Annotated in this window: 21 protein-coding genes; 13 read left to right on the plus strand and 8 right to left on the minus strand. The window is 63.5% G+C overall.

Annotated elements, in window-relative coordinates; all coding sequences use genetic code 11:
• The first annotated feature begins 41 nt into the window (after positions 1-41).
• On the plus strand, positions 42-467 hold the full coding sequence (locus AC1RR3_RS13570; protein ID WP_492823289.1) for a hypothetical protein: 426 nt from the start codon (positions 42-44) through the stop codon (positions 465-467).
• Positions 468-497: 30 nt separating this feature from the next.
• On the opposite strand, the gene AC1RR3_RS13575 is transcribed toward AC1RR3_RS13570, so the two are convergent.
• Complete coding sequence (locus AC1RR3_RS13575; RefSeq protein WP_492823291.1) at positions 498-1,466, minus strand: helix-turn-helix domain-containing protein; 969 nt, start codon at positions 1,464-1,466, stop codon at positions 498-500.
• 515 nt (positions 1,467-1,981) lie between these two features.
• On the opposite strand from AC1RR3_RS13575, the gene xoxF5 reads away from it, so the two are divergent.
• The 7 genes from xoxF5 to AC1RR3_RS13610 all read left to right on the plus strand — a co-directional run bounded on the left by xoxF5 (position 1,982) and on the right by AC1RR3_RS13610 (position 9,844).
• Complete coding sequence (gene xoxF5 / locus AC1RR3_RS13580) at positions 1,982-3,787, plus strand: lanthanide-dependent methanol dehydrogenase XoxF5 (protein WP_492823293.1); 1,806 nt, start codon at positions 1,982-1,984, stop codon at positions 3,785-3,787.
• A 111-nt stretch (positions 3,788-3,898) separates the two neighbouring features.
• Positions 3,899-4,390: a c-type cytochrome, methanol metabolism-related gene (locus AC1RR3_RS13585; protein WP_492824218.1), complete on the plus strand. Its 492-nt coding sequence runs from the start codon at positions 3,899-3,901 to the stop codon at positions 4,388-4,390.
• A gap of 61 nt (positions 4,391-4,451) precedes the next feature.
• Positions 4,452-5,561: an S-(hydroxymethyl)glutathione dehydrogenase/class III alcohol dehydrogenase gene (locus AC1RR3_RS13590; RefSeq protein WP_492823295.1), complete on the plus strand. Its 1,110-nt coding sequence runs from the start codon at positions 4,452-4,454 to the stop codon at positions 5,559-5,561.
• 33 nt (positions 5,562-5,594) lie between these two features.
• Positions 5,595-6,158: an S-(hydroxymethyl)glutathione synthase gene (gene gfa, locus AC1RR3_RS13595; protein WP_492823297.1), complete on the plus strand. Its 564-nt coding sequence runs from the start codon at positions 5,595-5,597 to the stop codon at positions 6,156-6,158.
• A gap of 603 nt (positions 6,159-6,761) precedes the next feature.
• Complete coding sequence (locus AC1RR3_RS13600; protein WP_211387055.1) at positions 6,762-7,214, plus strand: (2Fe-2S)-binding protein; 453 nt, start codon at positions 6,762-6,764, stop codon at positions 7,212-7,214.
• A gap of 1 nt (position 7,215) precedes the next feature.
• Positions 7,216-9,528, plus strand: coding sequence for a xanthine dehydrogenase family protein molybdopterin-binding subunit (locus tag AC1RR3_RS13605; RefSeq protein WP_492823299.1), 2,313 nt, complete (start codon positions 7,216-7,218; stop codon positions 9,526-9,528).
• A 55-nt stretch (positions 9,529-9,583) separates the two neighbouring features.
• The gene (locus AC1RR3_RS13610) at positions 9,584-9,844 is read left to right on the plus strand and encodes a hypothetical protein (RefSeq protein WP_492823301.1); all 261 of its coding nucleotides are present in this window, start codon (positions 9,584-9,586) and stop codon (positions 9,842-9,844) included.
• Positions 9,845-9,936: 92 nt separating this feature from the next.
• On the opposite strand, the gene AC1RR3_RS13615 is transcribed toward AC1RR3_RS13610, so the two are convergent.
• From AC1RR3_RS13615 to AC1RR3_RS13630, 4 genes are all read right to left on the minus strand, one after another.
• A complete protein-coding gene (locus AC1RR3_RS13615; protein ID WP_492823303.1) occupies positions 9,937-11,664 on the minus strand; it encodes a methanol/ethanol family PQQ-dependent dehydrogenase in 1,728 nt (575 codons plus the stop codon).
• A 129-nt stretch (positions 11,665-11,793) separates the two neighbouring features.
• Entirely contained in the window at positions 11,794-12,447 is a 654-nt protein-coding gene (locus tag AC1RR3_RS13620; RefSeq protein WP_492823305.1) for a QcrA and Rieske domain-containing protein, read from the minus strand.
• A 245-nt stretch (positions 12,448-12,692) separates the two neighbouring features.
• A complete protein-coding gene (locus AC1RR3_RS13625) occupies positions 12,693-13,157 on the minus strand; it encodes a group III truncated hemoglobin (RefSeq protein ID WP_492823307.1) in 465 nt (154 codons plus the stop codon).
• 137 nt (positions 13,158-13,294) lie between these two features.
• A complete protein-coding gene (locus AC1RR3_RS13630) occupies positions 13,295-14,146 on the minus strand; it encodes a 3-hydroxybutyryl-CoA dehydrogenase (RefSeq protein WP_492823309.1) in 852 nt (283 codons plus the stop codon).
• Positions 14,147-15,131: 985 nt separating this feature from the next.
• Here AC1RR3_RS13630 and AC1RR3_RS13635 point away from each other — a divergent pair.
• The 5 genes from AC1RR3_RS13635 (at position 15,132) to AC1RR3_RS13655 (ending at position 18,701) form a co-directional block, all read left to right on the plus strand.
• Positions 15,132-16,238: an NAD(P)/FAD-dependent oxidoreductase gene (locus AC1RR3_RS13635; RefSeq protein WP_492823311.1), complete on the plus strand. Its 1,107-nt coding sequence runs from the start codon at positions 15,132-15,134 to the stop codon at positions 16,236-16,238.
• Positions 16,239-16,343: 105 nt separating this feature from the next.
• Positions 16,344-16,688 (plus strand): ArsR/SmtB family transcription factor, encoded by a 345-nt coding sequence (locus AC1RR3_RS13640; protein ID WP_492823313.1) that lies wholly within the window; start codon positions 16,344-16,346, stop codon positions 16,686-16,688.
• Between the two features lie 70 nt (positions 16,689-16,758).
• Complete coding sequence (gene arsC, locus AC1RR3_RS13645) at positions 16,759-17,169, plus strand: arsenate reductase (glutaredoxin) (protein WP_492823315.1); 411 nt, start codon at positions 16,759-16,761, stop codon at positions 17,167-17,169.
• Positions 17,169-17,861 carry an MIP/aquaporin family protein gene (locus AC1RR3_RS13650; RefSeq protein WP_492823317.1) on the plus strand — a complete coding sequence of 231 codons (693 nt, stop codon included), beginning with the start codon at positions 17,169-17,171 and terminating at the stop codon, positions 17,859-17,861. Before arsC ends, AC1RR3_RS13650 begins: the two co-directional genes overlap by 1 nt.
• A gap of 141 nt (positions 17,862-18,002) precedes the next feature.
• Positions 18,003-18,701, plus strand: a complete 699-nt coding sequence (locus AC1RR3_RS13655) for an ABC transporter permease (RefSeq protein ID WP_492823319.1) — start codon at positions 18,003-18,005, stop codon at positions 18,699-18,701.
• On the opposite strand, the gene AC1RR3_RS13660 is transcribed toward AC1RR3_RS13655, so the two are convergent.
• From AC1RR3_RS13660 to AC1RR3_RS13670, 3 genes are all read right to left on the minus strand, one after another.
• Positions 18,675-19,484 (minus strand): ABC transporter substrate-binding protein, encoded by an 810-nt coding sequence (locus AC1RR3_RS13660; RefSeq protein WP_492823321.1) that lies wholly within the window; start codon positions 19,482-19,484, stop codon positions 18,675-18,677. The two genes, AC1RR3_RS13655 and AC1RR3_RS13660, sit on opposite strands and share 27 nt — an antisense overlap.
• 78 nt (positions 19,485-19,562) lie before the next feature.
• The gene (locus AC1RR3_RS13665) at positions 19,563-19,895 is read right to left on the minus strand and encodes a hypothetical protein (protein WP_492823323.1); all 333 of its coding nucleotides are present in this window, start codon (positions 19,893-19,895) and stop codon (positions 19,563-19,565) included.
• 94 nt (positions 19,896-19,989) lie between these two features.
• On the minus strand, positions 19,990-20,265 hold the full coding sequence (locus AC1RR3_RS13670; protein ID WP_492823325.1) for a hypothetical protein: 276 nt from the start codon (positions 20,263-20,265) through the stop codon (positions 19,990-19,992).
• Between the last annotated feature and the right edge of the window lie 355 nt (positions 20,266-20,620).

Genomic DNA, 20,620 nt, shown 5'->3' on the forward strand with positions numbered 1-20,620 from the left:
TTCGGGAAGCTCTTTCCGCGGCGAACGAGAAAGGCCGATCCATGACACCGGATGCCGTCGCCATCGCCGTCATGGTTATCCTGCTCGTCCCGATGGGCTATTTCATGCTGGCATCGCCGGCCTTCCTGTTCGTGAAGCTCGATATCCAGCCTGTCGCCCAACTGTTGCGCGGGATGTTCAACGCCCATTTTTTGGTGATGCGCATTGCCGGCGTGATCGGGACGCTGGCTTTCCTGGTCGACAGGCGCATGGTCGCCGCGACGGGGGTCGCGATGCTCGCGGCCTTGGCAATCTACGGACGCCGCTGGTTCATGCCACGGATCGACGACCAGCTCAGCGCAAGGGATGCCGGCGATGCCGATGCAGCGCGGCGGCTGCGCCGGCTGCATCTGAGCGGGATGCTGTGCAACGCAGTGCTGCTCGCCGCTCTCCTCGCCAGCGTTCCATATGTCGCCACGTCGACGTGAGGGACTTCGCGACCGCGACGACCGGCCTAACTAATGCTCGCCCGCAGATGCAGCACCCTGCTGGGCCTTGTGGATCGAGGACGGCACCACGCCAAAATACTTCCGGAAGACGCGGCTGAAATGCGATGAGCTGGAGAAACCCCAGGAGAACGCGACGTCGGTGATGGTCTTGCCGCCGTGCGCCTCGAGTTCCTGGCGGCAGTTCTGCAAGCGCGCCTGCCAGATATAGTCGCTCACCGTGGTACCGCGCTCGCTGAACAGCATGTGCAGATAGCGCTTGGAGCAGCCGAGCTCGGTGGAGATCTGGTCGATGCACAGATCCGGATCGCGCAGGTGCTCGCGGATGAAGAATTGGGCGCGCACATACATCGCCTCGGGCCCGACACGATCGAACCCTGTGTCCGCTTCGCGCAGCGGCAGCAGCAACAAATCGATCAGCGAATCTGCGACGCCGACCGCGCTGTTCGCCGACAGCTTGGCCGCCTCGTCGAAGGTCGCATGAACAAAATCATGGGCGATCCGCCCCGTACCCGTCTTCGCCGACAATTTGCAGGCCGGCATGCGCTGCGACGGGAATCCGCGGTCGCGCAGCAGCGCCTTCGGCACGATCACCACGTCATGGCGCGTGAAGGCGGGGCTGATGATCGAATGCGGGCAGGAGACGTCATAGGCGATGATGTCGCCGGGATTGATTTCGATGTGGCGGCCTTCCTGCTCGAAATAGGACACGCCGTAGGTCTGGAAGTGGATCTTGATGTACGGGTGTTCGTTGGCCTTGGCGCGCGCCAGCGTGTGCGCGATGCGATGCTGGCTGACCTCGATCTGACAGAGCTTCAGGCGCGAGACGCTGGTGTAGTCGATGCGGCCTTCAAGCGAGGATGCCTCCAGCGGATCGACGTCGAAATGCCCACACAGGCTCGTCAGCCCGTCGATCCAGCTCTGGATCTGCCGCTTCGGCGTCATGCCGGTCGTCGAGAGCGTGTGAATTGTGTCGGACATTAATCCAGCCACTGGGTTGATCCGGAGATTCTACGCGAATCGCGACCAGCACTGCCGGAGCCCTCAGCCGCGATTGCGTGACGTTTACCTCGAATTTGAGCGGTCTTTTGAAACGAGCGCCATCGTTTCATTGCCACCCTTGAAACTTAATCCTCCGCCTTAGTTGCAGCGCCGTCAAGGGGAACCTGACCGCTGAACGTGCTCCTAAAGCAGTGCGGAAGCAGCTGAATTCGCTACTGCAAAATCAAAATCTTCGCGTCCGTGCGCTGTCAAGCAAACTGGCTTCTCTCTTGGGCAAGTTTCCCGATGACGAAGTCGTTAGGGATTGCGGCAGGAACAACAAGAACGGGCCGCTCCTGCACGTGGACCCGTAGCTCTCATCCGGAGGAGGAAACCAGCACAGCATCGTTTCTGGTCCCAATCGTGACCGCCCTGCACGAGCAGACGCCGGACGAGAAGCCCGGTGATTGAGCAATGCTTCGGAAACAATAAACGAGACCAACGGAGGAATAACTATGCGCAAGGTACTACTGGCGACCTTTCTTGGCTCCGCGGCGGCTCTCGCCGCCGGCAGCGCTTCAGCCAATGACGAGCTGAACAAGATGGCGCAGAACCCGAAAGACTGGGTGATGCCGACCGGCGACTACGCCAATACCCGCTACTCCAAGCTGAATCAGATCAACGCACAAAACGTAGGCAAGCTTCAGGTCGCCTGGACCTTCTCAACCGGCGTGCTGCGCGGCCACGAAGGCGGCCCGCTGATCATCGGCAACATGATGTACGTCCACACGCCGTTCCCGAACAAGGTCTACGCCATTGACCTTTCCAACGAGAACAAGATCGTCTGGAAGTACGAGCCGAAGCAGGATCCGAACGTCATCCCGGTGATGTGCTGCGATACGGTCAACCGCGGCCTGTCTTACGGCGACGGCAAGATCTTCCTGCATCAGGCCGACACGACCCTGGTCGCGCTCGACGCCAAGAGCGGTCAGGTTGCGTGGACTGCCAAGAATGGCGATCCCAGCAAGGGCGAGACCGGCACCTCGGCGCCGATGGTGGTCAAGGACAAGGTCCTGGTCGGCATCTCCGGCGGCGAGTTCGGCGTTCAGGCCCATATGACCGCCTACGACATCAAGACCGGCAAAGTGGCCTGGCGCGGGTTCTCGGAAGGGCCGGATGACCAGATCCTGGTCGACGACAAGACCACCTCCCTCGGCAAGCCGGTCGGCAAGGACTCCAGCCTGAAGACCTGGCAGGGCGATCAGTGGAAGATCGGCGGCGGCGCGACCTGGGGCTGGATCTCCTACGATCCCGAGTTGAACCTCGTCTACTACGGATCGGGCAACCCCTCGACCTGGAATCCGAAGCAGCGTCCGGGCGACAACAAATGGTCAATGACGATCTGGGCGCGTAACCCGGACACCGGCGTTGCCAAGTGGGTCTACCAGATGACGCCCCACGACGAGTGGGACTATGACGGCGTCAACGAGATGATCCTGTCGGACCAGTCGATCAACGGCCAGCCGCGCAAGCTGCTGACGCATTTCGATCGTAACGGCCTCGGCTATACGCTCGATCGCGGCACCGGCGAACTGCTGGTCGCCGAAAAGTACGATCCGAAGGTGAACTGGACCTCCGGGGTCGACATGGACAAGAACTCAGCCACCTATGGCCGTCCGAAGGTGCTCGACGCAGCTTCGACCGACAAGGCGGGTGAGGACCACAACGTGAAGGGCATCTGCCCGGCCGCGCTCGGCACCAAGGACGAGCAGCCGGCAGCCTACTCGCCGGACACGCAGCTGTTCTACGTTCCGACCAACCACGTCTGCATGGACTACGAGCCGTTCAAGGTGAGCTACACCGCGGGCCAGCCCTATGTGGGTGCGACGCTCTCGATGTATCCGCCGGCCGGTGAAACCCATATGGGTAATTTCATCGCCTGGGACGGCAAGACCGGCAAGATCGTCTGGTCGAACAAGGAGCAGTTCTCGGTCTGGTCGGGTGCGCTCGCAACCGGCGGCGGCGTGGTGTTCTACGGCACGCTCGAAGGCTACCTGAAGGCGGTCGATGCCAAGACCGGCAAGGAGCTCTACAAGTTCAAGACTCCCTCCGGCATCATCGGCAACGTCACGACCTATGAGAACGGCGGCAAGCAGTATGTCGCAGTGCTCTCGGGCGTCGGTGGCTGGGCCGGCATTGGTCTGGCCGCAGGTCTGACCGATCCGACCGCCGGTCTCGGCGCAGTCGGTGGCTACGCAGCGCTCAGCAACTACACGGCACTCGGCGGTACGCTGACCGTGTTCTCGCTGCCGGCGAACTAGCCTTAACCTTCGTGTCGCTCCGGCGCGTGGATCAACTCCACGCGCCGGCTCGTCTCACCTGATGCCTTCGAGGAAAAGCTCTTGCGTAAAATCCGCTCTGTCATTGCTGCGATGATCTTCATCGCCTCGGGGGGAATTGCTGTTGCGGACGGTCCGGGCGACCCGACCGCCGTGAAGAAAGAAGACGACGGAAAGTGGCTCGATAAGGAAGGCAACCCGACCTACAAGATTTCCGCCGACGGCACCGTGGACTGGTTCACCTATTCCGGATACCGCCGCTATCACTCCGACTGCCACGTCTGCCATGGCCCCGACGGCATGGGATCGACCTACGCACCGGCGTTGAAGGATTCGGTCAAGACCATGAGCTATGGCGACTTCCTCGGCGTCGTCGCCTCCGGTCGCAAGAATATCTCGACCGCGCAGGAGAACGTGATGCCGGCCTTCGGCGACAACCCGAACGTCGCCTGCTACATGGACGATCTCTACGTCTATCTGCGCGCTCGCTCCGACGAGGCGTGGGGGCGGCAGCGTCCCGCCAAGAAGGACGAGAAGAACGAGGTCTACACCAAGGCGGAAGACGCCTGCATGGGCCATAAATGAACGTTGCGAGGGCTGCCAAGACTACTTCTTGGCGTCCTTTCGAGAATTTGAGGAGTTACCGATGAAGACACGTGCCGCCGTCGCTTTCGAAGCCAAGAAACCACTCGAGATCGTCGAACTCGATCTGGAAGGACCGAAAGCCGGCGAAGTCCTGGTCGAGATCAAGGCGACGGGCATCTGCCATACCGACGCCTACACGCTCGACGGCTTCGACAGCGAGGGAATCTTCCCGTCGATCCTGGGGCATGAGGGCGCCGGTATCGTCCGCGAGATCGGCCCCGGCGTGAGCTCGGTGAAGCCGGGCGACCACGTCATTCCGCTCTACACGCCGGAATGCCGTCAGTGCAAAAGCTGCCTCAGCCAGAAGACCAATCTCTGTACCGCGATCCGCGCGACGCAGGGAAAGGGCGTGATGCCCGACGGCACCAGCCGCTTCTCCTATAAGGGCAAGCCGGTCTACCACTATATGGGCTGCTCGACCTTCTCGAACTTCACCGTGCTGCCGGAGATCGCGGTCGCCAAGATCCGCGAGGACGCGCCGTTCGACAAGAGCTGCTACATCGGCTGCGGCGTCACCACCGGCGTCGGCGCCGTCGTCAACACCGCGAAGGTCACGCCGGGCTCCAATGTGGTCGTGTTCGGCCTCGGCGGCATCGGCCTCAACGTGATCCAGGGCGCCAAGATGGCCGGTGCCGACAAGATCATCGGCGTCGACATCAACGACTCCAAGGAAGATTGGGGCCGCAGGTTCGGCATGACCGAGTTCGTCAACCCGAAGAAGATTACCGGCGACATCGTCCAGCATCTCGTCGGCCTCACCGACGGCGGCGCCGATTACACCTTCGACTGCACCGGCAACACCACGGTGATGCGTCAGGCGCTCGAAGCCTGCCATCGCGGCTGGGGCACCTCGATCATCATCGGCGTTGCCGAATCCGGCAAGGAGATCGCCACACGCCCGTTCCAGCTCGTCACCGGGCGCAACTGGCGCGGCACCGCCTTCGGCGGCGCGCGCGGCCGCACCGACGTGCCGAAGATCGTCGACTGGTACATGAACGGAAAGATCCAGATCGATCCGATGATCACCCACGTGCTCAAGCTCGAAGAGATCAACAAGGGATTTGACCTCATGCACGAGGGCAAATCCATCCGTTCCGTCGTCGTGTACTAGCTCGAAAGCGTCACCCCCAAGGAGGATCGACCCATGACTGTTGCACTCCACCCATCGATCGACAACGGCCTCAAACAGGGCAGCGGCAGCTTTGCCGGCGGCACACTGGCCTGCAAATGCAAGGACCATCAGGTCAAGGTCGCCGTGAAGGGCGACGTCGCCCACAACCACGCCTGCGGCTGCACCAAGTGCTGGAAGCCGCAAGGCGCGACGTTCTCCGTCGTCGCCGTCGTGCCGCGTCAGAACGTCAGCGTGCTCGAGAACGGCGACAAGCTTGAGATCGTCGACGCTTCCGCGGTGATCCAGCGCCACGCCTGCAAGGCCTGCGGCACCCACATGTTCGGCCGCATCGAGAACAAGAACCATCCGTTCTATGGCCTCGACTTCATCCATCCCGAGCTGTTCCAGGAGCAGGGCTCGCAGGCGCCGCAATTCGCCGCCTTCGTCTCCTCGGTGATCGAATCCGGCGTCAAGCCGGAGCAGATGGCCGGCATCCGTTCGCGGCTGAAGGAAATCGGGCTCGAGCCCTATGACTGCCTGTCGCCGGCGCTGATGGACGCGATCGCGACCCACGTGGCGAAAGCCAAAGCGGCCTAAACGAGGCCGCCTGACCAAGGCCGCCTGACCTTCGTCGTGCCCCGTCCGCTCGCTGGTTCCGACCACCACCAGCGAGCCGGACGGGTCCGGCTCCAGAACGATCGCGGCGATGCCGCTGCCTCTGCACTCTGCGTATGAGGGCCGTGAGCTCCTCAGTCCTGGTCTCTGAATGACTGCGCAGTGCCGCCCCGCTTCCTGTTCGAAGTCCGCGACTCTGCGTTTCTCCCTCCCTCGACTGAGGCATCCTGCTTCGTCCGCGCAGTTCTGCTGCCGGACGAAGCTTTTTTCGTCGCGCCCATCTCGCAAGCGCGACGTGATGCCGCGCCCTGCTTTTGACAAACCTGCGTTGCATTCTTTTCCCACCAAGAACACTCGGCTGTGAACGCCGGGCCGGCGCGACCTCTGCTAGGTTCGCATCGTCACGATGCCGCGCGAAGTTCAATCAAATAAGAACAACACGGGGAGGTATCGAGCACATCCAGACATCGCCATTGGCGTCCCTGCCTCCCTCCGGGATTTGCCCGCGCGGGATGACGGCGGGGTGTGGCGAGATGACAGACGAACCGCATTTGAGTTCATGCTTATGAAGAGCGAGGGACGATCATGATCAAGGTGAAGATCAATGGCCAGGAACAGAGCTGGGACGGCGACCCGGATCTCCCGCTACTCTGGTTCCTGCGCGACGAGGCCGGGCTGACCGGCACGAAGTTCGGCTGCGGCCAGGCCCTGTGTGGCGCCTGCACCGTCATCGTCGACAAGGAGGCGGTCCGGTCCTGCATCACATCGATCAACGACGTCGCCGGACGCGAGGTCACCACGATCGAAGGATTGCATCCGAACGGCGATCACCCGGTGCAGAAGGCTTGGCGTCAGGTCAACGTTCCCCAATGCGGCTTCTGCCAGGCCGGCCAGATCATGCAGGCCGCGGCGCTGCTGATGGACAACCCGAAACCCTCGCACGACCAGATCCGCGAGGCGATGTCCGGCAACATCTGCCGCTGCGGCTGCTATCAGCGCATCGAGAACGCGGTCCACCTCGCATCAACGGGAGTGTGACATGAATTTCATCGACAATCCCCGGAAGCTTCACAGCTTCGAAAAGAATATCCGTGTCGAGAAGGTCTCGCGCCGCAGCATCCTGAAGGGGCTCGGCATCACCGGCGGCTTCGTGCTCGCCGCGCCCGTGATGTCACGCCAGGCGTTTGCCTATGAGACCGGCGCCGGCAAGATGCCGCATGGCGTCGTGGTCGATCCGCGCGTGTTCGTCGCGGTCGCGCCCGACGGCACCGTCACCATCCTCGCCCACCGCTCCGAGATGGGCACCGGCGTGCGCACCAGCCTGCCGCTGATCGTCGCCGAGGAGATGGAAGCCGACTGGTCCAGGGTGAAGGTCCAGCAGGCCCATGGCGACGAGGTCAAGTTCGGCAATCAGGACACTGACGGCTCGCGCAGCACACGGCACTATCTGATCCCGATGCGCCAGATCGGCGCCTCCGCCCGCACCATGCTGGAGCAGGCTGCGGCGAAGCGCTGGAGCGTGCCGGCATCGGAGGTCAAGGCCGTCAATCACGAGGTCGTCCACAGCACCAGCGGACGCAAGCTCGGCTTCGGCGAACTCGCGGCCGATGCCGCCAAGGAATCGGTGCCTGCTGTCGAAGGTCTCAAGCTGAAGGACCCGAAGGACTTCCGCTATCTCGGCAAGGGCCAGGTCGGAATCGTCGATCTCCACGACATCACCACCGGCAAGGCGCGTTACGGCGCCGACGTGCGCTTGCCCGGCATGAAATATGCCGTGATCGCGCGGCCGCCGGTGACCGGCGGCAAGCTGGTCAAGTTCGATCCGGACGCGGCACTGAAGATTCCCGGCGTCGAGAAGGTGATGCAGGTGCGCGGCTGGCCGTGGCCGTCAAAGTTCCAACCGCTCGGCGGCGTCGCGGTGATCGCCCGCAACACCGGCGCGGCGATCAAGGGCCGCGACGCGCTGAAGCTGACCTGGGATGACGGCGCCAACGGCAAATACGACTCGGTTGCCTATCGCAAGGAGCTCGAGGAGGCCTCGCGCAAGCCGGGTCTCGTCGTGCGTCAGGAAGGTGACGCGGACACTGCGCTCAAGGGCGCCGACAAGGTCATCGTCGGCGAATATTATCTGCCCCACCTTGCCCATGTCAGCATGGAGCCGCCGGTCGCGGTCGCCGACGTCAAGGGCGACAAGGCGGAGATCTGGGCGCCAGTGCAGAGCCCCGGCGGCACCCGCGAGGACGTCGCCAAAACGCTCGGCATCCCCGAGGGCAATGTCACCGTCAATGTCACGCTGCTCGGCGGCGGTTTCGGCCGCAAGTCGAAATGCGATTTTGCGCTCGAGGCCGCACTGCTGTCGAAGGAGCTCGGTGCGCCCGTGAAGGTGCAGTGGACGCGTGAGGACGACGTCCGCCACGACTTCCTGCACACCGTCTCCGTGGAACGCATCGAGGCGGGCCTCGACAAGAGCGGTAAGGTGATCGCCTGGCGCCATCGCAGCGTAGCGCCGACCATCGCCTCGACTTTTGCCGCCGGTGCGAAGCACGAAGCGGCGTTCGAGCTCGGCATGGGCCTCGTCGACATGCCGTTCGAGATCGCCAACATCTCCTGCGAGAATCCGGAAGCTGCGGCGTTCACCCGCATCGGCTGGTTCCGTTCGGTCTCGAACATTCCGCGCGCCTTCGCGGTGCAATCGATGGTCGGCGAGATCGCGGCTGCAACCGGCCGCGACCAGAAGGAGACGCTGCTCGCGCTGATCGGCAGCCCGCGGATCGTCAAGCCCGCCGTGAAGGACATGTGGAACTACGGCGAGCCCCAGGACAGCTACCCGATCGACACCGCGCGCCTGCGCAAGGTGGTCGAGCTGGTGGCCGAGAAGGGCGAATGGGGGCGGCCCGTCGCCAAGGGCCACGGCCTCGGCATTGCCGTGCACCGCAGCTTCGTCAGCTACATCGCGACCATCGTCGAGGTGGCCGTCGATGACAAGGGCAAGCTGACGGTGCCGCGGGTCGACACCGCGATCGACTGCGGCACCTATGTCAATCCGGAGCGCATCGCCTCGCAGATCGAGGGCGCCGCGATCATGGGCCTGAGCCTCGCCAAATACGGCGAGGTCACCTTCAGGGACGGCAAGGTGGAGCAGAAGAACTTTGACGACTTCCAGGTCATCAGGATGGATGAATCTCCTGGGATCACCAACGTCTACATCGTTCCGCCCGGACCCGACACGCCGCCCAGCGGCGCAGGCGAGCCCGGCGTTCCGCCCTTCGCACCTGCACTGATGAACGCGATCTTCGCGGCGACGGGAAAACGTATCCGCAACCTTCCGCTCGGCAAGCAATTGGAAGCTTAAAGCGGAACATTGAACGGCCTCGCGCCGTTTCCATCGATCTGACAGGAGCAGATCGATGATCAACATCTCAAAGGCGCTCGCAGTCTCGTTGCTGTCGGGCGCCTTTCTTTTGACCGCAACGGGCGCGTTCGCCCAGAGCAGCACCACACCACCGACCACGGCCACGCGCCCTACCGCGCCTGACCAGAACTCGCTCCCCAACGCCACCACCCCACCCGCCTCGACCACCCAGACCACCGGGCAGAGCAATACCGATCCCAAGGTTCAGGAGATGAACCAGAAGGAAAAGGACAAGGTCGATCGTCAGGGGAAATAGCCACACTGCGCCCACACAAAATGCGGCGGACGTTTCCGTCCGCCGCATTCGCCACCCCCCTGCTGCTCCGCCTTCGTCGATCCGCCGCGGAGCTATTTCTTCAGCGCAAACACCCAGATCACGCCGCCTTGCGGCACGTTGGCCTCGATGCCGATATCGTTGGTGACGAGCGCATCCTGAATGCGTTGCGCGTCCACGCCCCAGCCCGACTGGATCGCGACGTACTGGGTGCCATCGACCTCATAGGACACTGGCATGCCCATGATGCCGGAGTTGGTCTTCTGCTCCCACAACAGCTCGCCGCTCCTGGCGTTGAAGGCGCGGAAGTTGCGGTCGTTGGTGCCGCCGGCGAAGATGAGATCGCCCGCGGTCGCCGTCACCGAGCCAAACATCTGCGATTTCGGGAAGTTGTGCTGCCACACCTTCTTTCCGGTGGCGGGATCCCAGGCCTGGAGCTCGCCGAAATGATCTGCACCCGGCTTGGTCTTCAAGCCGATGTCCTCGGGCTTGGTGCCGAGCCAGAGCTCGCCGGGCTTGAGCGGGAGCTTCTCGCCGGTGAAGCCGCCGCAGAAATTTTCGTTGGCCGGCACATAGACGAGCTTGGTCCTTTCGCTGTAGGCCGCTGACGGCCAGTCCTTGCCGCCCCATAGTGACGGGCAGAATTCGACGCGCTTGCCGACCACCGGCTTGTGGGCGGGATCGACAATCGGCTTGCCGCTCTCGGCATCAATGCCCTTCCACACGTCAGTGGCAACGAACGGCCAGCCGGCGACGTAGTTGATCTTGGTCGGCGTGCGCTCGAGCACCCAGAAGATCGCGTCGCGCCCCGGATGGACCAGGCTCTTGATGCTGCGGCCATCGCGTTGCAGGTCGATCAGCATCGGCGCTTCGACCTCGTCCCAATCCCAGGAATCGTTCTGGTGATACTGGTGATAGGTCTTGATCTTGCCGTTGTTCGGATCCAGCGCGAGTACGGACGAGGTATAGAGATTATCGCCGGGATGCATCTCGCCGGGCCAGGGTGCGGCATTGCCGACGCCCCAATAGATCGTCTTGGTGTCCTTGTCGTAATTGCCGGTCATCCAGGCGGAGCCGCCGCCGTTCTTCCAATCGTCACCGTGCCAGGTGTCGTGACCGGGCTCGCCTTCGCCGGGGATCGTGTAGGTCCGCCACAGCTCCTTGCCGTCCTTGGCGTCATAGGCGGCGACATAGCCGCGCACGCCGAACTCGCCGCCGGAGCCGCCGACGATGACCTTGCCGTCGACGATTAGCGGCATCAGGGTCATGTACTGACCCTTCTTGTAATCCTGCACCTTGGTGTCCCACACCACCTTGCCGGTCTTGGCATCGAGCGCGACGACATGGTCGTCGGTGGTGGCAAGGTAAAGCTTGTCCTCCCAGAGGCCGACGCCGCGGCTGGTCGGATGCAGCTGGAACAAATCGTCGGGCAGCTGCCGCTTGTAGCGCCAGTATTCGTCGCCGGTTTTCGCGTTCAGCGCGATCACCTGCCCCATCGGGGTCGCCACGAACATCACACCGTTGTTCACGATGGGCGGCGCCTCGTGGCCCTCGACGACGCCGGTGGCGAAGGTCCAGACCGGTGTGAGGCCTTTGACGTTGGCGGCTGTAATCTGGTCGAGCGGGCTGTAGCCCTGCCCGTCATAGGTGCGCCGGTAGAGCATCCAGTTGCCTGGTTCCGGATTCTCCAGGCGCTGCTGGGTCACAGGCGCGTAGTTTTCGATCGGGCCGGCGGTCGCGGCGGTTGCGGCAAGGCAGGTGAAGGCGACGAAGCCGGACAGGTACCATTGCTTTCTGGTCATGGAGGTTTTCATGGACGTTCCCCTTTTTCATCCGTTTGAATTCTTGTTGTGAATTCTTGTCGTTCGTCCCGTCGTCCGCCCATCGGCGGATGCGGCCTCTCGTGACGCGGGCATACCCCGCACCGTCCATCATCCGGGCTGCGCGCCACCTACCTTTCCGATGAAATTGCCGGCAACGCTGATCGAATCGTCAGCGAGCGCTAGTGGCAGCGTCGCGAGCCGTCGCGGTGCCGGCCCGAACACGACCTGCGCGCCCGCGCGGGGATCGTATTCGGAGTTGTGGCACATGCACTTGAATACCTCCTTGTCGCCGACATCGCTCTTGACCCAGGCGGTAACTGGACAACCGGCATGCGAACAGATCGCCGAATAGGCGATGATGCCGTCGACGGCACGCGCGCGCGTCTGCTCGTCGAGTTCCGCGGGATCGAGCCGGATGATCAGGATCTCGTTGAGCCGAGAGGCACTGCGCACCACCGATGTCTTGGGATCCTTCGGCCAGGCATGCACCGGCGGCCCGCCTGCGGAAAGATCGGCCAGGGTGACCGGCTTCCCTTCCTGGTCGCCTTCGGAGAAGACGAGCAGATCTCCCTTCTGTGGCCGTTCGTCGGAACCGGGCGGCTCCTCGCCTGCGTGCGCCGCTGCGGAACAACCGAGGCAGGCAGTGGTGGCGAGCGCACCAAGCAGCAGCGTTCGTCGCGTCTGCTCCGGACCCGCGTCAACGTCAGGCTCCGCGATGTTCTCGGAGGATGATGAAGTACTGTTGAACGATGCGCGCGACATGCCCGCTAGCAGGCGCTGGAACTCTGCCGAAAGAAAGGCGAAGAATTGGCGCCGCAGTGCATCAATATGGCTATGCTCGCTTTGATTGAACGAGAGTGAATGCGTTCAAACGTATTTTCACAGTTCTACGTCGCACCGCGCGAACGGCATGATGATTTTGCAGACCAGACCGATGATGTTGGAATTGGTGCAACGCGCCACGCGCGACGCACGCTTGCGCATTTCTCAGGCAGGCATCTTGTATGTCACGACCTGAGCACGTGACGCGGCGAAGCGATGCGGCCTGCGACGGTTGCCGACGCCATTTCAAAACTGTCGGCGATGCGCCGTGCCCTGTCGATGAAGAGCGCGGCCGCCGGAGGCGGACAGACCTCGCGCGCAGTCTGCTCGAACAGATCGAGCCAACGGTCGAAATGGTCACCGACAAGGCTTAGCGGAACATGTGCCCGCATCGGCGAGCCATGATAGCGACCGCTCATCAGCACGACCGATGACCAGAAACCTTTAAGCTTGGTAAGATGCTCGTCCCAATTCTGCACGACCGCGAACACCGGCCCGAGCAGCGCGTCCTCGCGCACGCGGCCGTAGAAGCGGGTGACGAGTTCCCCAATCATCTCTTCGGTGATCCCGGTGCGCTCGATCGCATCCTGGGTCAACAGGTTCCGCCGCGCGGCCGCCGCCTCGCGCTCGGCCTTCAGTCGATCCGACATGTCCTTATGGTTCCGTTCCGTTGTTCCCGCGGGCCGCCCGTTCGACATTGTCGGGCCAAGTGCGCACGGCGTCTTTGTCGCAGCGCAAATTGCGGGATCGGGCAGCGGGCGCGGGGCGCCCGCCGCCTGCGCCAATATCAGGCGCCGTAGCTGTAGAAACCCTGCCCGGTCTTGCGGCCGAGATGGCCGGCATCGACCATTTCCTTGAGCAAGGGGGCCGGACGGTATTTGGGGTCGTTGAAGCCTTTATAGAAGACCTCCATCACCGACAGCATGGTGTCGAGCCCGACGAGATCGGCCAGCGCCAGCGGCCCGATCGGATGGTTGCAGCCGAGCTTCATGCCGGCGTCGATCTCTTCCGCCGTCGCGATCCCCTCCTGAAGCGCGAAGATCGCCTCGTTGATCATCGGGCACAGGATGCGGTTGACCGCAAAGCCCGGGCTGTTCTTGGCCGTGATCGCCACCTTGCCGACGCGCTGGGCGAAATCGAGCGCTTTGGCATGGGTGTCGTCGGAGGTCTGCAAGCCGCGGATCAGCTCGAGCAGCGCCATGACAGGCACCGGGTTGAAGAAGTGCATGCCGATGAAACGATCAGGGCGATCGGTTGCGGTGGCAAGCTTGGTGATCGAGATCGAGGAGGTGTTGGTCGCAAGCAGCGTGCGCGGCGACAGCGTAGCGCAGAGGTCCTTCAGGATCTTGACCTTGAGCTCCTCGTTCTCGGTGGCGGCCTCGATGACGAGGTCGCAATCGACGAGCTTCGCGCGGTCGGTCGTGCCGGTGATGCGCTTGAGCGTGGCATCGCGGTCGGCCGCCGACATCTTCTCCTTCTTGACCAGGCGCTCGAGGCTGCCGCCGACGGTCGAGATCCCGCGGTTCACCGCCGCATCGGAAATGTCGACCATCACGACCGAGAGCCCGGCCGCACCGCAAATCTGCGCGATGCCGTTGCCCATGGTCCCTGCCCCGATGATACCAACCGTCTGGATCATTGCCTCATATCCTTCATCCCTGCGGGCGCGCCGCTAACGGCCCAACCCCATTGTTCCTGCATCAGGGTCTAGCACCGCCGCCGGGCCGGTGCGACCTGATCCTGCCTCTTCCTTAAAGCATCCGAAGCGGGAATAAAGCCGCCATTCGGTCGCGAACGGCATGATTTGACGGCCTCGCGGCCTGTTTCGCCCGAGTTTTGCATCTCGTCCGCCCTCGAGAAGTGCCGAGGGCGCAGGGAAGGCCGGGCGCCGGCTGGCACCCGCGGTCCGCTGTGCGCTGGTAGCGCATAGGAAACTGCACAGCGGCATACAGGGCAGCCAGGACATCCCGGCCTTCCCTGCGCGAATGGTCGACGGCTTATGCCGTGCTCTCCCCGGAGCCGAGTTCTCTCTGGCCTCCGTCACCTCACGAAATTCGCCGATGCCGCCCGGTTGGACGAACACCGCATTCGCAAGGCTTGACCGTAGCAACGACGGCCAGGACCACACGGGTTTTGCCGTACGCAATCTGCGCCGTCCGTCACACGCCGCCAAGGGCTCACGGGGTTCGGCTCAATCCTCTGCCCGCCCCGCCCTCGACCTTGCGTGCCGACGCAGCTCGCGTCCACCGCACCTCACCCACGTATCGGACGACTCGCGATCCGCACCCTCGGACCGGGTGAGACGGCAGAACATATACGTCAAATCCGAATTTCGGTAAAGTGAAATATTTTTGCGCGAGCGGATTGACAATCGGGGAGCCCCCTTTGGCGACGTGTTTTGCCCGTCGGGCAGATGTCCGCTGGCCTGCCGGCCGGGAACCTTGCGTGCTTTGAGGACGTTAGCTGGCCGACGGGCCGCGTTTGAGCCGGCTGGAGGAATTGCAATTTTTTCCGATGACGAAGACATCGATCACGGCGACCTCAGGAGTTCAGCGACCCCTTGGGTCACGAGCGGTGGCCCCGACATTCGCCCTGTCGCCGGAAGCTTCACATGCGACGTCCTCGTGATCGGCGCGGGCATCACCGGCGCCATGGTCGCCGAGAGCTTCACCCGTCGCGGGCACGAGGTCGTCATCATCGATCGTGAAACACCCGGACACGGCAGCACGGGCGCGAGCACAGCGATGCTGCTCTGGGAAATCGATCGCCCGTTGTCCGAGCTCACGCAAGCCTACGGATTTGAACGGGCGGCGCGCTGCTACACGGCGAGCCTCCGGGCTGTCCAGGGCCTGCTGTCGTTGACGCGTCGCTATCGTATCCCCTGCCATATCAGGGATCGGCATTCGCTTTACCTTGCGGTTGCCGACAGTGGAAAGTCTCTGAGAGAGGAATCCGAACTGAGAACGCGTGCCGACCTTCCGGGCGTGTTTCTCGATCATGTCTCTCTGCTCAGCCGGTTCGAGATTGCGCGCGCTGGTGCGATTCTCTCGCCGCTCGCCGCCGATGCCGATCCAGTCGAGCTTACTCACGAGCTTCTGAAGATTTCCATCGGCCGCGGCGCTTCGATCCGGCAAGCCAACGCGGCGGCGTTCGAGAGCGCCGGCGCCAAAATCATCGTTGGGCTCGACGGCGGTCGCGAGATCGAGGCGAACCGCGTGGTGCTGTGCACGGGTTACGTCATGCCGAGCATCGTGCGTCCGACCATCCAGCGTCCAACTTCCAGTTGGGCCATTGCCACGGAGCCTCAGCCCCAAAACCTGTGGCCCGAAGACGCGCTGATCTGGGAGGCGAGCCACGACTACCATTATGCCCGCAGCACATCCGACGGCCGCATCATCTTCGGCGGCGAGGATGATGATTCCACGATAGAGCCGCAGGCCCGCGACACGCTAAACCCGGCCAAGCGGGAACGCCTGAAGCAAGAGCTCAGGGCGCTTTGGCCGCGGTCCTCCGACAAGATCGACTATTGCTGGTCGGGGGCGTTCGATACGACGGAGGACGGATTGCCGCTCATCGGCGCCGTACCCGGCCAGAAGAACATTTTCGCGGCCTACGGCTACGGGGGCAACGGCATCACATTCAGCTACCTTGCCGCCGAACTGCTGGCGACGCTTTGCTCCGGAGGCAATTCTCCCCTGTTCGATGATTTCGCGATCGACCGCACCGCGTGAGCTGACCAATCGTCAAGACGTCCGATATGGGACAGCACGGGGTAGCGACCGGTCCGGCTGGAGAAGCGATTGACTGATGGTCATCATTTCGATAATCGTTGAAATATGGAAAAGACGGATGCCGTCGCGGCGCTTGCCGCGCTTGCCCAGGACAATCGCCTCGACGTCTTCCGACTGCTGGTGCAGGCGGGCCCCGACGGCATGGCCGCCGGTGCGATCGCAGAGGCGCTGGATCTGGCACCCAACACGCTGACGTTTCACTTCGACCGCCTGCGGATGGCGGGTCTTGCCACCGTCCGGCGCGAGGGGCGCTCGATGATCTATGCGGCGCGGTTCGAGACCACCAATGCGCTCGTCGGCTTCCTGACCGAGAACTGTTGCGATGGAACGCCATGCGCGCCCGTTGCCGTCTGCAAGCCCGCGCGAAAGCGCGGCAAAATCCAAGCCTGAGAGGACAGACCATGGATCGCCAGCACATTCACGTGTCCACGGCTCGCGGCTGAAGACGGGGTATAACGCCATGGATGCGATCATCTACCACAATCCCGCTTGCGGCACCTCGCGCAACACGCTCGCGATGATACGCAACGCCGGCATCGAGCCGCATGTGATCGAGTATCTGAAAACGCCCCCATCGCGGGCGCTGCTGCGGCAGCTGATCGCGCGCATGGGACTGTCCGTGCGCGATCTGCTCCGCGAAAAGGGCACGCCCTATGCCGAGCTCGGGCTCGGCAACGCGGCACAGACCGACGATCAGCTTCTCGAGGCGATGATGGCGCATCCGATCCTGATCAACAGGCCGATCGTAGTCACACCAAAAGGCGTTAAACTCTGCCGCCCTTCCGAGCTGGTGCTGGATCTCCTCCCGGCACAGCAGGGTGAATTCGTCAAGGAAGACGGCGAGCGCGTCCGGCTGGACCGCGGCGCCTGATGCCGGGGCTTGCACAGCGCGCCTTCGCCGAGTGGCTCGGGACCGCGTTCCTGCTTGCCGCGGTGGTCGGCTCGGGGATCATGGCCGAGAGGCTCTCCGGCGGAAACGTCGCGCTCGCACTTCTGTGCAACACCATCGCAACCGGCGCCATCCTCGTGGTGCTGATCCTGATGTTCGCTCCGATATCGGGGGCTCATTTCAATCCCGCCGTGACGCTCGCCTTCGTCCTGCGCGGCGAAACAGCGTGGAAAGACGCGGCGATCTACATCGCCGCACAGATCTCCGGCGCAATCATCGGTGTGTGGATCGCGCATCTGATGTTTGGGCTGCCTGTGCTCCAGCTCTCGCTGACGGAGCGTACCGGAGCCGGGCAATGGCTTGCGGAAGCCGTGGCGACCTTCGGTCTGCTGCTGACGATCTTCGGCGTCGCCTCGCGAACACAGACCGCCGTTGCTTACGCGGTCGGCCTGTACATCACCTCGGCCTATTGGTTCACAGCCTCGACGTCCTTTGCCAATCCGGCGGTCACCATCGCCAGGTCGCTATCCGACACTTTCGCGGGGATCGCGCCCCAGGGCGTGCCGGCTTTCATCGTTGCGCAAATCGCGGGGGCACTTCTCGCCGTTCCGCTCGCAGGCTGGCTTTGGGGCGGTTTTCCCTCGAAGCCGGACGCCCGACGGCTCACATCCTGAGGCCACGCAACTGCGGCATTCGCTGCCGCAAGAAGCGGGTTTTCAAAACGCGGCTCGCGAGTATTCTGTGAGCCCTTCCCACGACGGGCGCGAATGCCCGCTGCTTTGCCCCACACGAAATTTGTAGGGACCATCCCGCGGATGAACGATTTTGCGCGATCCATCGGTGCCGCCTTCACGCTGATCGGCGAGGCCGATTCCGAGCTTCTGGGCATCGTCGCATTGTCGGTCAGGGTCAGCCTGAGCGCCAGCATCGTCGCGCTGCTGATCGGCGCACCGTTCGGGGCCTTGCTTGCAATCACCCGTTTCCGGGGGCGGCAGGTCATCATCGTGCTGACCAATGCCCTGCTCGGCCTTCCGCCGGTCGTGGTCGGGCTTGCGCTTTATCTGCTGCTGTCGCGCTCCGGCCCGCTCGGAGCGGCGGGCCTGTTGTTCACGCCGACCGCGATGGTGATCGCACAGACGCTGCTCGCGACACCGATCGTGGTGGCACTGGTGCACCGGCCGGCTAGCCTGCTCTGGGCCGAGTATGGCGATCTGGCGCGGATCGACGGATTGTCCGCGCTGCGCAGCATGGCGCTCTTGTTGGCGCTGGGACGGACCTCGCTGCTGACGGCCTTTCTCGCGGCGTTCGGGCGCGCCATCGCCGAGGTCGGCGCCATCGTCATCGTCGGCGGCAACATCCGCGGCTTCACGCGCACGATGACGACCGCGATCGCGCTCGAGACCAGCAAGGGCGACCTGCCGCTGGCGCTGGGGCTCGGGCTGATCCTGCTCGCGCTCAGCGTGGCGGTGTCGACCGTCGCCTTTCTGCTAGTTGGCCGCGTTGGGGAAAAATAGCTGCTCGCCGCCGACCTTGTACCCGGCGATCGCCTCCTGTCCCTTCGGGGAAACGAGCCAGTCGACGAAGGCCTGCCCATCCTGCGCCTTCACATTCGAGTGCTTTGCCGGATTCACCAGCATGACGCCGTATTGGTTGAAGAGCCGCTTGTCGCCTTCGGTCAGGATGGCGAGCTCGCCGCGGTTCTTGAACGACAGCCAGGTGCCGCGATCCGACAGGAGATAGGCATTCGACGACGAGGCCATGTTCAGTGCCGGCCCCATGCCCTGGCCGATCTCGCGGTACCAGCTGTCCTTCCCGGCAGCGATGTCGACGCCCGCCTCTTTCCACAATCTCAGCTCGGCCGCGTGCGTGCCGGACTTGTCGCCGCGCGAAATGAACGGCGCCTTGGCCGCCGCGATCTTGCGCAGCGCATCGGTGACGTCCTTGCCGCCAACGATGTGGGCGGGATCGCTCTTCGGGCCGACGATGATGAAGTCGTTGTACATGACGTCGAAGCGCTTCACGCCCTGCCCCTCGGACATGAACTGGTCTTCGGCCGGCCTGTCATGAACGAACACCACGTCGGCGTCACCGCGCCGCCCGATGTCCAGCGCCTGGCCGGTGCCGACGGCGACGACCTTCACGCTGATGCCCGCGGCCTTTGAGAACAGCGGCAGCAAATAGCCGAACAGGCCCGATTGTTCCGTCGACGTCGTCGAGGCCACCGTGATGGTGCGATCCTGCGCGAATGCGCATGTTGACCAGACCAAGACCGCGGTAATGGCGGCAAGTTTCCTCATTGCGTCGTCCTCACTCCCCTGACGCTTCAAATTACGCCAGGACGGATGACGCAGGAAAGCCCAACCTTCGGCGCAGGCTCAGCGATCGGGGCAGTAGCGCATGACGGCGCGGATCGCCTGTGGCTCCGGCTCCTTCACCCACGCGTCTTCGTGCAGCCAAAGTTTGTCGTCGCCGATGACATAGGCGAACGTCACGGTATCGAACCCTCTGGGATTGCGGACCGTGACCTCGCCGCAGGCCACCTCGATCGCGCGTCCCTGCGGATCTGACGCGGGGCTGGTCCAGGAGACGTGGATCTCCGCATTCGGCGGGACGAGGTGAGCGGCGATTTTCGGCGTGAGATCGTCCGCAAGCGCAGGCGCGCCAATGAAGGCGGCGAGCGCCGCCGCCAGAAAGGTCTTCCCGATCACGTCTTTTCTCCTTCGCGTTCGAAGGAATCTTATCCGGGCGCGGCACGGCAACTCTGTGGGCACCATCACATTGGCGCCCGGTCGCGCCGCGCACTCACAACGACCTCAGCTTCTCGATGATGGCCGTCACCTCGCCCAGCTGAGCTTTGGCCCTGGCCAGAAGATCGAGCAGATCCCGCGCCGACTGTGCTGATCCGGCCGCAGCGGCCTGATCGATCACGCTCAATCCGTCGTTGAGACGCGCGATGACTTGCACGAGCTCGTCGCGGCGCGCCTCCAGGTCCGCAAGCGTTGCGTCAAAGCGCTCGTCGAGCCGGGCGCCTTGCAACGAGCGGAGCGGAACGATCCTGTCGTCTGGAGGATCGGACATGCGAGTGCTTTGCGTTGCTGCCCGCCCATCCTAGGCGCGGGCTCCGACAACCCGGCGGTGGTGCTTTGTCGCATCCGGGTTCCCGGGACGGTTTGTCGCGCATCGCTCTCCCGGGCCCCCACGCCCGTTTCACGCATTTTGAACCCCGCGTGGTCCCTCGTATGGCCCGGAATATCGGGCGTGCGGCGCGATCCCCTCTACCACGCGCCTGCCTGATCGCGAGGAAGATCCGCTCGCATTGACGCATTTCGAATGAAGGATGCAGGAGCGTTTGTGTCGCGACCAGCGAACGGTCCGAAGCGAAGACGGCAATAACCCGCATTTTCCCGTGCGCAGCCGTTGTCGATGTTCTGCA

This window comes from Bradyrhizobium sp. GW821-FHT13H05 (assembly GCF_058804065.1).